Source organism: Corynebacterium sp. USCH3 (assembly GCF_037619475.1).
GTDB lineage: Bacteria > Actinomycetota > Actinomycetes > Mycobacteriales > Mycobacteriaceae > Corynebacterium.
Genome location: NZ_JAQPZT010000003.1, coordinates 469,365 through 483,025, shown reverse-complemented (window position 1 = coordinate 483,025; position 13,661 = coordinate 469,365). Strand labels below are relative to the sequence as shown.

The window sequence follows — 13,661 nt, the reverse complement described above, 5'->3', positions numbered from 1 at the left end:
CGTCAGACCGCCGCCCCGGCAAGCAACCTGCCGACCGTCGTCGCCATGTTCAGCGTGTACTTTCCGCGGTTGTTCTGCGCGATGACCCCGTCCCCCGGAGCGTCAACGAACACCAGCCACCGCGTGCGGCGACCGGAGGACGACGGGTACTGGAAGTCAATGGTTCGACTGGCCTGCCCGGTCACCAGCACCAGGATGACGAGTGTCGCCACGGCACCGACTCCACCGAGCACCACGAGACCGCCGCCCGCCCAGTTCCATGGGCCTGCGAGGCCATCCCCGCTGCGGCCACGAGAAAGCCCACCACGGTGACGACGGGCGCGGCGAGGGTGATGAACAGCAGCAACGGAAGGGAACGGTCGACCCAGGAGTCCGGGGAGCCGTCGACACCCCAGTGAACCGGCATCGGGTCCGGAACAGCGCCGTAACCGGCGACGAGCCCGACACCGAGGACGACCGGTGGGACGAGCGCCAGAAGATGTACAGGCCACAAAGTCGCCACCCTGGGCGTCCGCCGAGCATCCATAAGAATCTACGTTATCAGCGACTCAGAACAGCGCCGTGACGGCCATAGACAGGAACATCACAGCCGTGCCTGCGAGGAGAAGCAGTATGACCACTGCGCCGATCCGTCCACCACGGGTCGCGACGTTGAACGTGAAGTTCATTCCCGATCCGGTGTCGACCATCACCCTGTCACTCCCCGGGATGTCCATGAACATCAGCCACCGGCGTCGGCGTCCGTCCGGGTGGGGGAACCTTTCGGCGATGGCGTCGCCATGGCGTCCCATCACCACGAGCAGCCAAACGGTGCCGGCGAGAATGCCGAGCATCCCCAGCGCGTCGAGCCATCCGGAGACTCCCTGCAACCACCCCCACGGCCCGTTCAGGCCGAGCATCATCACGGTCATCGACGTCGAGAGCATGACGCAGTACCAGCCCGTCAGCGGCTGCATCACCTTGAGTTCGTGCCAGGTGCGCTGGGCATCCACGGTCGACTTCGCCCCACCTCGCTCAAACAGGGACCCGGAGTGCATCCGGATGAAGATGCCGGCGAATACCATGGTCAAGACGCATATCGACGGACCCAACAGCACGTTGAAGAGTAGCGTCCCCATCGACTTCGGCGACCAGGAGTCCGGCTCCCCGGTGAAGCCCCAGTGTGTCGGCATCGGATCAGGCAGTGCGTCATAGGACGCCACCAGCGCGATCGCCGCCACGGCAGGTGGCAGCAACGCCAGCAGGTAGAGGTACCCCGGCATCGTCACCGGCGGATAGTCTGCTTTCCGAGGTTTCCCAGGTTTCCCGGGTTTCCCAGGTTTTCCGTGTGATTCCGCCGACATATTCTCAGAGAGTAACAGTCCGGATGAGCAGAACGCCCGCCGCACCGCGACGACAGGTGTAACGTGACGTCCTGTACGCATTCTCAGGGCGGGGTGAAATTCCCCACCGGCGGTGAAAGCCCGCGAGCGCCACCTCCACCAGGTGGGTCAAGCAGATCCGGTGTAATTCCGGAGCCGACGGTCACAGTCCGGACGGGAGAGAAAGGCTGGACACCTCATGTCCGGAATTCTGGCGTCGGTCACCGATGCCCTCACGACATTCCTCAACGCGCAGTGGTCGATCGGCGATTCTGCGGTTCTCTGGCGTGAAGTCATCGGCAACGGCTTCGGCATCGCCTCTGCCATCGGAGGCATGCGGAGAGTCGTCTGGGCCTGGCCGGTGGGCATCGCCGGGAACATCCTGCTGTTCACCGTCTTCCTCGGCGGCATGTTCCACACCCCCCAGGACCTCGACCTCTACGGCCAGGCAGGACGTCAGGTGATGTTCCTCATCGTCAGCGTCTACGGCTGGTGGCAGTGGCACCGGGCCACGACCGCCGGCATGAGGGAGCCCGAGGACACCGACCCCTCCCGGTCAATCCTCTCTGAACCGGCCGACACCTACGAGGCGGTCCAGCCACGCTGGGCGACGTCACGCGAACGGCTGTTCATGCTCGCCGTCGCCGTCATCGGGACCTGCGGTTTCGCCTGGATCTTCAGCGCCCTGGGCTCCTGGGGACCGTGGGCGGACGCCTGGATCTTCACCGGCTCCCTGCTCGCCACCTTCGGCATGGCACGGGGGTGGACGGAGTTCTGGCTGATCTGGATCGCCGTCGACATCGTCGGCGTCCCGCTGCTGTTCACGGCGGGCTACTACCCCAGTGCCGTGCTCTACCTCGTCTACGGTGTGTTCGTCGCCTGGGGGTTCGTGGTGTGGCTGAGGGTGCAGCGACGTACGGCGGCCGGACAGGTCAGCTCCGTTCCACAGTCCGCCTGATCTCCGCGACCTGCGTCTCGGTGACCTCGGCCGTGGTGGCCGGATCGAAGTGCGCCTGCCGGTCCTTGTCCACCAGCACCGCACGCACCCCTTCCGGGAAATTGGACTGACGCCGCAGCAGCTTCCCCAGCGCCAGTTCGGCGTCCAGCGCCTCACGCAGCGTGCTACGGGCGGCGTGGTTCAGCAGCGCCGTGGCCGCGACCAGCGACAACGGGTTCGCCGGTGCCAGCATCCCCCGGACGCCGTCCGCGAAGTCGCCCTCGGCGTCCCCGACCCTGCGCTCGATCGCTGACCAGTCCTCCCCGGAGAACGTGGCCGTGATCCACCCCAGGTTCCCGGCGATCACGGAGTCTCCGTGACCCGTCGTCGTGCCGCTCAGCGCCGCCTCCGTGCCGTCCTCGACGAGGACGGACCGGAACGCCGCCGGCTCCGCGGTCAGGTGCGTCGCCAGGCCACTCCACAGCAGATCGTCCGGGGTGAGCCGGTACCCCGTCGTCGCCAGGAACAACCCGAGGGCGGCCCGCGACTCCTCCGGAACATTCGGCAGGTGCGTGAAGGCGTGCGAGATCCCGACATCGGTGATGAACCCGATCGCCATCTCCGGCATCGACTGCCAGGTCCGGTCCGTGATCACCCGGATGTCGGCATGGGCGGAGACACCCAGCCCACCGCCCATGGCGATACCGTCGACCACGGCGACCGTGGGTTTCGGGAACGAGGCCAACGCATGGTTCATGTCGTACTCGTCACGGAACAGGTCGTCCCCCGCGGTGAAGTCGCCGGTGAGGTCGGAGTCCCGCACCGAGCGCACGTCGCCGCCGGCGCAGTAGGCCTTCTCCCCCGCCGAGCACAACAGGACCCGGTCGACGGCGTCGTCGTGGCGGAATGCCTCGAGAGCAGCGGCGATCGCAGTGATCATCTCGTGGTTCAGGGCGTTGAGCGCCTTCGGGCGGTCGAGTGTGATGACTCCTGCTCCGTGGAGACTCTCCACACGGACCAGGGGCGACTGGGAAGCGGGGGTGGTGTCCATGACTGCCATGGTGGCACGAAACCGTGCGCCGTGGCGCGGGCACCCCACTACGCCGGGGTGAACGTCATGAAACTGTGAGCTGAAACACGGTTCATTTGCTATCGTGACACAAAGGATGATCGTCGAGGCGATCCCCACCACCGTCCGGATGGAGAAGACATGACCACCGCGTCCACAGGCAGCAGCTCGTCCACCACCGTGCCGATCGACCCCGCAATCCAGTCGGTCGGCCACATGCTCCGCAACCGGATCAAGGAGACCCCCGACCGGCGGGCCTACAGCTTCCCGGTGGCCGACGGCGCATCGGGTGAGACGTGGGAGGCTGTCACCTGGGCCGAGCTCGGTACGCAGGCCGCTGAGGTGGCGGGCGGCCTGATCTCGCTGGGGATCGACGCTGAAGAGCGCGTCGCCATCGCGAGCTCCACCCGCTACGAGTGGGCGCTGGCGAACTACGGCATCATGTACGCCTCCGCCGCCACGGTCACGGTCTACCCCACCACCATCGCCGACGATGTCTCGTTTATCCTCGATGACTCGGGGACGCGGGTCGTCTTCGCGGAGGACCGGGACCAGGTGGACAAGCTCCTCGGTCTCCGCGACGACATCCCCGGGGTCCAGACGGTTGTGCTGATCAGCGGTGACGTACCGGACGCGGTGGAGGAGACGGCTCCAGGCTGGGTGATCACCCTCGACGACCTGCGCCGCCGCGGACGCGACCACCTGTCGACGCACCCCACCGCCGTCGACGACCGTATCGACGCCACCCGACTCGAACACCTGTCGACCCTGATCTACACCTCCGGCACCACCGGCCGCCCGAAAGGCGTGCGTCTCCCCCACCGGGTGTGGGTGTTCGAGGCCCGTGCCTCCGAGATCACCTCGAACTCCGGCCCGGAGAAGCTCCTGACCATCGACGACAAACAGTTCCTCTGGTTGCCGTTGGCCCACGTGATGGGCAAACTGCTGCTCGTCCTGCCGTTGCAGGTCGGCTACGAGACGGCGATTGACGGGCGCATCGACAAGATCATCGAGAACCTCGCCGTCGTCAAGCCCACGTTCATGGGCTCAGCACCCCGAATCTTCGAGAAGGCCTACAACGGTATCGCCACGATGATGGCGACCGAGGGCGGCGTCAAGGAGAAGCTGTTCCACTGGGCGAGCCGTACGGGGGTCCGGGTCTTCGACGCGGACAACGGCGTCGGTACGGCCGGCCCCTGGGTCCGGCTGCAGGCGAAGATCGGCGACCGTCTCGTCATGTCCAAGATCCGTGAACGCTTCGGCGGCAACGTCAACTACTTCATCTCCGGCTCCGCCGCGATGAACACCGACATCGCACGGTGGTTCGGGGCCGCGGGGATGCCGATCCTCGAGGGGTACGGTCTCACCGAGACCAGTGCGGCGACCTGCCTCACCCGTCCCTACATCTACCGGGCCGGGTACGTCGGCCGGCCGCTCGAGGGGATCGAGGTCCGCATCGCCGAGGACGGCGAGGTCCTGGTCAGGGGGCCGGGCGTGATGGACGGCTACCACAACAACCCCGAGGCGACGGCCGAGGTCCTGGAGCCGGACGGATGGTTCCACACCGGCGACATCGGCGAGATGGACGGTGAGGGCCGGGTGAGGATCACCGACCGGAAGAAGGAGCTGTTCAAGACCTCCAACGGCAAGTACGTCGCGCCCGCGCAGGTCGAGGCAAAGTTCAAGGGTCTCTGCCCCGTCGCCAGCCAGCTGGTGGTGGTCGGCAACGACCGGCCGTATGTCTCGGCGCTGGTCACCCTGGACGAGGACGCCGTCACGGCATGGGCGGCGCGGCAGGGACTCTCCGGGTCCTACAAGGACATCGTCAGCGCCCCTGAAACCAGGACGATGGTGCAGGGCTACATCGACGAACTCAACACGCACCTCAACCGGTGGGAACAGGTCAAGAAGTTCGCCGTCCTGCACCGCGACCTGGGTGTCGACTACCAGGAGATCACGCCGTCCCTCAAGCTCCGCCGCACGGTGATCCACGACCACTTCGCGAAGGAGATCGCCTCCTTCTACGAGGAGTGAGCGGGGACCGCTACTTCTTCCGCTTCTTTTTCTTCTGCTGCCCCCGCTCCAGGCGGGAGGCCCGGTCGGGGACGTAGCGGAACTCCGTGCGCGGCGGACGCTCGTAGTCCGAGGCCACCTCCGGGCGTTCGGGGATGCGCGGAGGCGTGTGTTCGACCTTCTCCCACGGCACCGAGGACAGGATGTGGTTGATCACGTTGATCCGTGACCGCTTCTTGTCCTCGCTCTCCACCGTGTACCACGGGGCGGCGGGGGTGTCGGTGTGGGCGAACATCTCGTCCTTCGCCCGCGAGTAGTCCTCCCACCGCGTGATCGACTGCAGGTCCATCGGCGACAGCTTCCACTGCCGCAACGGATCCTCACGCCGGGAGGTGAACCTGCTGACCTGCTCCTCGTCGGACACCGAGAACCAGTACTTGCGCAGCATGATCCCGTCCTCGACGAGCAGGCGCTCGAAGATCGGGGCCTGGTGCAGGAACCGCCGGTACTCGGAGGCGGAACAGAACCCCATGACCCGCTCCACACCGGCACGGTTGTACCAGGACCGGTCGAAGATCACGATCTCCCCCGCGGTCGGGAGCTTCTCGACGTACCGCTGGAAGTACCACTGCCCCTGCTCCCGGGACGTCGGTGCCGGCAACGCCTCCACCCGGCAGAAGCGGGGGTTGAGGTACTGGGTGATCCGCTTGATCGCCGACCCCTTGCCGGCCGCGTCACGCCCCTCCATGATGATCACCATGCGCGCCCCGGTCTCCCGGACCCACTGCTGCAGGTCCACGAGGTCAGCCTGGAGCTTCTTCAGCTCCTTCTCGTAGGCCTTCTTGTCCAGTGCCGGCGGACGCGTTCCCGCCGGGTTCTCCGCTGGGGTCTCCCCCGGGTTCTCCCTGGCGGTTGTCTGTCCCGGAGCCTTCTGTGACGTCATGGGGACCGAGCTTACCTGCTAGTCCACGGAGAACTCCGCCATCCGGTCCCATTCGCTTTTACCCGGGATGGAGGTGTTAATGATCTGCGGGGTCTCCGACAGCACCGTCGGGAACAGGTCACAGGCGGCGGCGAAGTGGTCACTGTTGACGTGCGCCCCGTCAGCCCCGTCCTCGAAGGCCTCGACGAGGAAGTACTCGGACGGGTCATCGGTGCCGCGGAACCAGTCGAACCACAGGTTGCCGTCCTCGGCACGGGTGGCGTCGGTGAAGTCGGCGACGACCTCCCGGAAGTTCTCGACGTACTCGGGCAGCGGACGGAAGCGAACGTTGATCAGAATCATGGGGACCAGGGTACGCGTCACCCGTTGTCGACGCCGACCTCCTTCTCCGGGCCCTGGTTCTCCATCGCCCCGTCCAGTTCACCACGCAGCTTCTCGACGTCGGCCACCGAGAACCGGTCCTCCCCCGCCACCGCGACGAGACCGTCCAACACCGAGGTACCGTAATTGTGGCCGTGCCCGTTCGGCACATTACCCGCACGGGGAAGATCCAGGGTGACCTGCCAGAACGTGATGATCGGCATCCACTGCATCGTCGGTGACCGGTCGAAGCCGGGCGCCTCCTTCAACCAGTCCGGCTCACGGAAGATCAGGTTCGGGGACCACCACACCACCGGATCCGACGGATGCTGGACGTACAGCGCACGCGTCCCCGGCCATGAGGCGCCCCCCTCCTGGGGATCGTCGATCCACTTCTGGATCTGCTCGGAGTTCTCCGCGAACCGCACCATCATCCCGCCGGAGTACTCCGGGTCGACCTCCCGGGTACCGGGGTCCCGACGGGAGACGAAATCGCGCCACAGCTCGTTGCTGTTCGGCGGGCCGAGCCACAGCACGCCATCCACCGTCGACGCGATGTCACGGATCCCGGAGAACCCACCCTCACCGGCGGTGGTGCCGAGGGACTCACCGTAGACGTACAGCTTCGGACGGTTGTCCTCCGGAAGCCGGTTCCACCAGTCCGCCACGGTGGAGATCAGCTCCTTGCCCGCCTCCCGCACCCGGTTGCGGTCGGTGATGAACTGCAGTGCGCTCGGCAGGTACGAGTACTGGTCCGCGGCGATCGCGGTGTCGCCGTCGAACATCAGCTCAAACGCCTGGGCGGCGGTGGGGTTCACCCATCCCGTCCCCGTCGTGGGTACGACCATCAGCGCCTCCCGGTCCCGCGCATTCGTGCGCTCCAGCTCCTCGACGACGTTGAGGGCCCGCTCGTGGTCCGTGTCACCGTTGTCCAGCCCGGCGTAGACGCGGATGGGTTCCTCCGCCGGACGCCCGGTGAGCCCCTCGAGCTGGTCCTTGTACAGCCCCAGTGCGGTGAACCTGGTCCCGTAGGCGCCCAGTTCCTCCCACTCGTTGTGGGAGCCCGGGCCACCGCTGCGCTCGCTGACGTGGGGGCGGACCAGGTCCTCCCGGATCTCCTTGTCACGCACCGAGAAGATCCGTTCGCTGACCCGCAGGATCGTCCCGGGCAGCACCTGGTCGGCCACGAAGACCGTCACCAGCCCGACGACACACCACGACACCAGGAGCTTCAGCCCGTAGCGGGTGTGCTGACCGGGCACAGCCCTGGCCAGCATCACCGTGCCACGGGCGAACACCGTGCCCACGAGGTAGATACCGACCCACAACAGCAGCCCCACCGGCAGGACCTTGAGGAACTCTCCGGCGGTGTAGGCCTCGTCCCCCATCAGGTCGGCGATCTCCTGCTGCCACCGCACCGCGAAGAGGATCCACACCAGCAGCGCGACGACGATCACCGCGATCAGCGCGATCCGGAGGCGTGGTCGCCAGTGCCCGGGCACCGCACGGCCGCGCGTCAGCAGCAGCGACAGCGGCTCGACCAGGTCACGGATCCACAGCACCCACACCCACTGCAGCAGGACACCGATCAGATGGCCGGTCGCCGCCGACAGGCCGGCCGCGACCCCCTGGAACAGCCAGTCCCGCGTGAGCAGCGACGGCGTCAGGGACAGGGCGAACATCAGGGCGCCGACGACCAGCCCCCACGGGCTGGGTTCGATCAGGGACCGCAGGAAGCCGTCACGGTCCGGTCTGCCACGGCGGTCGTCCCGACCCCCGTGCCGCTGCCGGACGATCACCCCGGGGAAGTCGTCGTCACCGACGTGCCGCACGACCGGGGGTCGACCTGTCACCGACCCCGGTGTGTCGCTGTCGTGCGCCACCGGACACCTCCCTCACCGCCTCGTCATGTACAGGTAGCGAGTCTAGCAACCTCAGGCGCCGCCGGTCTCCCGCTTCTCCGCGGTCTCCAGCCAGGTCATCTCCAGCTCGTCGTGTTCGTCCTTCGCCGCGGTGAGCGCGGAGTCGAGTTCGGCCAGCAGTGCGGTGTCGACGGTGCCGTCCGCGGGCGCCGAGGCGGTGGCGAGACGCTGGTTGAGGTCCCCGATGGTCACCTGGACCTTGGACATGCGCCGTTCCAGGGCGTTGAGCTCCTTGGCCAGTGCACGGTCCTCCTGTGCCGACAGGCCCGTCTGCTGCTGTGCCGCCGGCGTCCCGCCGAGGGACATGTTGCCGGCGTGCCGGTTCTCCCCGGCGGCCTGCTCCGCACGTCGTTCCAGGTACTGGGCGATACCGCCGGGCAGGTTGGTGAGCCTCCCGTCGCCGAAGAGCGCCCAGGTGGAGTCACAGATCCGCTCGACCAGGTAACGGTCGTGGGAGATCACCACCATGGTTCCCGCCCAGCCGTCGAGCAGGCTCTCGAGTTCCTGCAGGGTGTCGATGTCGAGGTCGTTGGTGGGCTCGTCCAGCAGCAGGACGTTCGGCTCGGCCATGAGCACGCGGGTCAGCTGCAGGCGCCGACGCTCCCCGCCGGAGAGGTCCCCGACCGGGGTGCGCTGGCGTTTGGAGGAGAAGCCGAGGCGTTCGGCCATCTGGGACGCGGTGAGTTCCCGGTCGCCGATCTGCACCCGGGTGGCGACGTCCTCCACGGCGTCGAGGAGCCGACGGGCCGGGTCGAGGTCGTCGAGTTCCTGGCGGAGCCAGCCGATGTTCACCGTCCGCCCCTCGACGCGCCGTCCCGCCGCCAACGGGTACTCACCGGCGAGGGTGCGCAGCAGCGTGGTCTTCCCCGATCCGTTCACGCCGACCAGACCGATCCGTTCACCGGGGTTGAGTCGCCAGGTGAGGTCGTCGACGAGGGGTCGGCCGTCGGGGGTGGCGATGGTGGCGTCCTCGAGCTCGATGACCTTCTTCCCCAGGCGACGGGTGGCGAAACTCATCAGCTCCACGGAGTCACGCGGGGCCGGGACATCCTTGATCAGCGCCTCCGCGGCCTCGATACGGTAGCGCGGCTTCGACGTCCGGGCCGGTGCCCCACGGCGCAGCCAGGCCAGCTCCTTGCGCGCGAGGTTGGCACGACGCTGCTCCGCGGCGTCGGCCTGCCGGGCACGCTCGGCGCGGGCGAACGTCCAGTCGTTGTAACCCCCCTCGTAGACGTCGACGACACCGTCGTGCACCTCCCAGGTGTGGTTGGCGACGGTGTCGAGGAACCACCGGTCGTGGGTGACCACGATGAGTGCGCACCGGCGGGACAACAGGTGGGAGGCGAGCCACTGCACACCCTCGACGTCGAGGTGGTTCGTCGGCTCGTCGAGGATGAGCAGGTCGAGGTCACGGACCAGCGCGGCGGCGAGACCGACGCGCCGCCGCTCACCACCGGACAGGCCGGCGACGGGCGTGTCGAGGCCCTGTGTGCCGAGGTCGACGACGCCGAGACCGTGGAGGACCTCCCGGACCCGCGGGTCCGAGGCCCATTCGTAGGTCTGCAGGCCCAGGGGGTCCAGGACGGACTGTCCGACGGTCTCGCCGACCAGGTCGACGTCCTGTGACACCCGTGCCAGGCGCAGGTCGTTGTTGTGCGACACTCGTCCGGCGTCCGCGGTGTCCGCGCCCGAGAGGATGCGCAGGAGCGTGGACTTGCCCCCGCCGTTGAGTCCGACGACACCGATACGGTCGCCGGTGTTCACCCCCAGGCTGACCTTGTCCAGCAGGGTTTTCAGTCCGTAGGACTTCTCGACGTTCTCGAGGTTGATCAGGTTGACCGGTGTTGCCATGGCGGTTCGGGGGGATCCTCTCGGTGGGGAAGACAGGGGTCAGGCAGGTGACACGATACGCGCACCGTGCCGGCTCGACGCCGCGGTGGTGGTCGGTACGGCCCTGCCGCCGACGCCCTCCGACGACAACGCGGTCGCGACGTCGACGGCGTGGTCCCGGTCGCGGCAGAGCATCGCCACCGTCGGCCCGGACCCGGAGACCAGACACGCCAGGGCACCGGCGTCCTTGCCGGCCGCCAGCGTGCGGCGCAGGTCCGGGCTCAGGCTGATGGCGGGTGCCTGCAGGTCGTTGACGGTCGTGCCGTCGAGGTGGGCGGCAAGTGCGTCGACGTCCCCGGCGAGGATGGCGCGCTGCGCCTCCTCGGGACCACCGGCCCGCAGGTCAGGACGGTCGCCCCGGGCCGCGGCGTCCCGTTGCTCGTCGAGTCGGGCGAAGACCTCCGCAGTCGACAGCCCCCGCGGGTCCATCGCCAAGGCCCAGTGGTAGGTGCCCCGGGTGAGCACGGGCACCACGACGTCGCCGCGGCCGTGGCCGAGCGCGGTACCGCCGGCGAGGCAGAAGGGGACGTCGGCGCCGAGTGTGGCGGCCAGCGCCGACAGTGTCTCGTCGCCCGGACGTGGTGCACGGTCGAAGCCGCTCTCCGCGGCACCGTCACCGTGCAGGATCTCGCGGGTGGCCATCATCGCCGCCGCCGCGTCCGCCGAGCCGCCCGCCATGCCGCCGGCCACCGGGACGCCCTTGTCCACCAGGATGTCGAGTACCGGGAACGTCGCCGACGGCACGCCGGCCAGTTCGTCGCGGTAGTGCTCCAGCACCGACAACACCCCCCGGACGGCGAGGTTGTCCCCCAGTGCCTCACCGGTCGGCACCTTCGCGGCGTCGCGACCGGTGACCGACACCGACGCGACGAGGTCGAGCAGGTCTGCCGGCACCCCCTCGTGCACGCCGACGACCGTCAGGGTGACCGTCTCGGTGAGGTCGAGGGCCTGGAAGACGGTCCTCAGCTCGTGGTAGCCGTCCTCACGGGCGTCGCCGACGGCGAGGTGGAGGTTGACCTTCCCCTGGGCCGTCGCCGTGACTGAACGTCCCGCCGTCATGACGCACCCCTCGCCGCCAGGGACGCCACCGCCAGATCCACGAATGCCGCGGTGTCCAGCTTCTCCCCTCGTTCGCGGGGGTCGATCCCGGCGTCGGTGAGGACCTTCTCCGCCGCCGGGCCCGACCCGAAGTAGCCGGACAGAGCGGCGCGCAGTGTCTTGCGCCGCTGCAGGAACGCGGCGTCGGTGACGGCGAAGACCTCACGGCGCAGCACGTCCTCCCCCACGGTGTCGACCGAGTCCTGCCACGGGCGGTCGCCGTCGTCCCACCGGTCGATTCTCACCAGCCCGGAGTCGATCTTCGGGGCCGGCCAGAAGACGTTCTTGCCGATGGTGCCCGCTTTGCGGACGCGGCCGTGGAAGCCGGCCTTCACACTGGGGACACCGTAGACCCGGCTGCCCGGGTCGGCGGCGAGACGGTCGGCGACCTCGAGCTGCACCATCACCAGGACCCGACGGATGCTGGGGAAGACCTCGAGCAGGTGCAGCAGGACGGGCACCGAGACGTTGTACGGGAGGTTCGCCACCAGCGCGGTCGGAGCGGGGAGGTCGTCCGTTCCGACGGTGAGCGCGTCGGCGGTGACCACGTTCAGGGCACCGGCACGCGACGGGGCGAACTCGCCGACGGTGCGTTCCAGCCGTCCTGCCAACCGCGGGTCGATCTCCACGGCGGTGACCGTGCCGACGGACTCCAGCAGTGCCAGGGTCAACGATCCCAGACCGGGACCGACCTCGACCACGTGGTCGTCGGGGCCGACCTCGGCCGCCGAGACGATGCGCCGGACGGTATTGGGGTCGATGACGAAGTTCTGGCCGAGCCGTTTCGTCGGGGTGACGTCAAGCTCGGCCGCCAACGCCCGGATGTCGCCGGGGCCGAGCAGACGGACGTCGGTGCTGTTCTCAGGTTCCACGGTTCACCAGCCTAGCCGGTGGATCTACCGCAGCCCCATCTTGGAGGTGCAGGCCGGCCATGCGCCCCAGCCCTGCGCTGCCTGGACCTTCTCCGCCACGGCGATCTGCTCCTCGCGGGAGGCCATGTGCGCCTCGGGGGCGTACTCGGTGCCGCCGAACGCCGCCCAGGTGGACGGGGTGAACTGCAGACCGCCGGAGAAGCCGTTGCCGGTGTTGGCGGACCAGTCACCGGTCGCCTCACACTGCACCAGTTCGTCCCACACGGAGCCACCGGCCACGGCTGCGGCACTGGAGCCCTTCTTCGTCCCGCGGATGACGACGCGCTCGGTGGCCGGCTCCAGCTCGGTACGGTCGACGACCTCGCGGTCGGTCTCCTCGCCGTTGGTCTTCGTGACCTTGACGGTGACCTTCTCGCGGCCGGCCGAGCCCTCCTCGACGACCTCTTCCTCGCCCTCGGGCTTCTCCGGGTCCTCCTTGACGGTGACCGGCGGGTCGAAGGGACGCTCTTCGGTGACCTCGTCGGTCGAGACGCGGTGGACCTCGATGTGCGTGCCGGGGGTCAGCGGGGTGCCGGCGGGCGGGGTGACGACGTCGTCCTTGCCGAGCGGAGTGCCCCGCAGCTCCAACGCCTCGCCGACCGTCGCCGCCGCCAGGGACAGGCGTGCGGGCTCCTCACCGGGGTTGCCGTCGTTGAGGGTGAAGTCCCGCGGCGTGGTGATGTTGAGTTCCATGCCCTCGACGGGGATCTGCGTGCCGACTCCCTCGGAGAGGGCTGCGGCGTTGCCCTCGTAGCCGAGCTCGGAGAGCAGGTCGGCGACGGTGAGCGAGGTGGTGTCGACGTCCTTGAGCTGACCGTCCACCGTGACGGCGACCTGGCGGGCCGAGCGGACGGTGACGGTGCCGTTGTTCTCGACCTTCTCGTCGAGGCCCGGGGTGATCATGTCACGGTCGTCGACGGCGACGTCGTTGTCCTCCAGCAGACCGCGGATGTCGCCGGACATCGCACTGGCCTGCATGATCTCACCGTTGACGTCGAGGGTGACGTCCTTGTGACTGGTGGCGACGACGGTGCCGCCGGCAACCAGCACCGCCAGCATGCCGCCGGTCGCCGCGCGCAGCGGGACCGAGCTGGTGCTGTTGATACGGTGCAGGGTGGACTTCTTCTTGGGGGACACGCGCTCTTCTACCTCCGGTG

Annotated in this window: 13 protein-coding genes and 1 riboswitch; of the genes, 2 read left to right on the top strand and 11 right to left on the bottom strand. The window is 68.3% G+C overall.

Going from position 1 to position 13,661, the window contains the following annotated elements; all coding sequences use genetic code 11:
• Positions 1 to 2: 2 nt before the first annotated feature.
• The 3 genes from PQI66_RS08415 to PQI66_RS08405 are packed head-to-tail and all read right to left on the bottom strand — an operon-like array spanning position 3 to position 1,262.
• Entirely contained in the window at positions 3 to 212 is a 210-nt protein-coding gene (locus tag PQI66_RS08415; protein ID WP_339997432.1) for a hypothetical protein, read from the bottom strand.
• Positions 182 to 502: a DUF1648 domain-containing protein gene (locus PQI66_RS08410; RefSeq protein ID WP_339997430.1), complete on the bottom strand. Its 321-nt coding sequence runs from the start codon at positions 500 to 502 to the stop codon at positions 182 to 184. Before PQI66_RS08410 ends, PQI66_RS08415 begins: the two co-directional genes overlap by 31 nt.
• Before the next feature lie 46 nt (positions 503 to 548).
• Positions 549 to 1,262: a DUF1648 domain-containing protein gene (locus tag PQI66_RS08405; RefSeq protein WP_339997693.1), complete on the bottom strand. Its 714-nt coding sequence runs from the start codon at positions 1,260 to 1,262 to the stop codon at positions 549 to 551.
• 156 nt (positions 1,263 to 1,418) lie between these two features.
• Positions 1,419 to 1,551: riboswitch (FMN riboswitch) on the top strand.
• A 9-nt stretch (positions 1,552 to 1,560) separates the two neighbouring features.
• Here PQI66_RS08405 and PQI66_RS08400 point away from each other — a divergent pair.
• The gene (locus tag PQI66_RS08400) at positions 1,561 to 2,319 is read left to right on the top strand and encodes a nicotinamide mononucleotide transporter family protein (RefSeq protein ID WP_339997428.1); all 759 of its coding nucleotides are present in this window, start codon (positions 1,561 to 1,563) and stop codon (positions 2,317 to 2,319) included.
• Here PQI66_RS08400 and PQI66_RS08395 read toward each other — a convergent pair.
• Positions 2,294 to 3,349, bottom strand: coding sequence for a 3-hydroxyisobutyryl-CoA hydrolase (locus PQI66_RS08395; protein WP_339997426.1), 1,056 nt, complete (start codon positions 3,347 to 3,349; stop codon positions 2,294 to 2,296). The two genes, PQI66_RS08400 and PQI66_RS08395, sit on opposite strands and share 26 nt — an antisense overlap.
• A gap of 159 nt (positions 3,350 to 3,508) precedes the next feature.
• On the opposite strand from PQI66_RS08395, the gene PQI66_RS08390 reads away from it, so the two are divergent.
• Positions 3,509 to 5,401: an AMP-dependent synthetase/ligase gene (locus PQI66_RS08390; protein ID WP_339997424.1), complete on the top strand. Its 1,893-nt coding sequence runs from the start codon at positions 3,509 to 3,511 to the stop codon at positions 5,399 to 5,401.
• Between the two features lie 10 nt (positions 5,402 to 5,411).
• Here the strand turns inward: PQI66_RS08390 and ppk2 are convergent, their stop codons facing one another.
• The 7 genes from ppk2 to PQI66_RS08355 are packed head-to-tail and all read right to left on the bottom strand — an operon-like array spanning position 5,412 to position 13,641.
• Positions 5,412 to 6,323, bottom strand: coding sequence for a polyphosphate kinase 2 (gene ppk2, locus PQI66_RS08385; RefSeq protein WP_339997423.1), 912 nt, complete (start codon positions 6,321 to 6,323; stop codon positions 5,412 to 5,414).
• Between the two features lie 18 nt (positions 6,324 to 6,341).
• Entirely contained in the window at positions 6,342 to 6,665 is a 324-nt protein-coding gene (locus PQI66_RS08380; protein WP_339997422.1) for a putative quinol monooxygenase, read from the bottom strand.
• A gap of 17 nt (positions 6,666 to 6,682) precedes the next feature.
• Positions 6,683 to 8,566 (bottom strand): alpha/beta hydrolase, encoded by a 1,884-nt coding sequence (locus PQI66_RS08375; RefSeq protein ID WP_339997421.1) that lies wholly within the window; start codon positions 8,564 to 8,566, stop codon positions 6,683 to 6,685.
• A gap of 51 nt (positions 8,567 to 8,617) precedes the next feature.
• Entirely contained in the window at positions 8,618 to 10,456 is a 1,839-nt protein-coding gene (locus PQI66_RS08370; protein ID WP_339997419.1) for an ABC-F family ATP-binding cassette domain-containing protein, read from the bottom strand.
• 39 nt (positions 10,457 to 10,495) lie between these two features.
• Positions 10,496 to 11,554, bottom strand: coding sequence for a 4-(cytidine 5'-diphospho)-2-C-methyl-D-erythritol kinase (locus PQI66_RS08365; RefSeq protein ID WP_339997418.1), 1,059 nt, complete (start codon positions 11,552 to 11,554; stop codon positions 10,496 to 10,498).
• Positions 11,551 to 12,465 (bottom strand): 16S rRNA (adenine(1518)-N(6)/adenine(1519)-N(6))-dimethyltransferase RsmA, encoded by a 915-nt coding sequence (rsmA, locus tag PQI66_RS08360; RefSeq protein WP_339997417.1) that lies wholly within the window; start codon positions 12,463 to 12,465, stop codon positions 11,551 to 11,553. Before rsmA ends, PQI66_RS08365 begins: the two co-directional genes overlap by 4 nt.
• A gap of 24 nt (positions 12,466 to 12,489) precedes the next feature.
• Positions 12,490 to 13,641, bottom strand: a complete 1,152-nt coding sequence (locus tag PQI66_RS08355) for a transglycosylase family protein (protein ID WP_339997416.1) — start codon at positions 13,639 to 13,641, stop codon at positions 12,490 to 12,492.
• Between the last annotated feature and the right edge of the window lie 20 nt (positions 13,642 to 13,661).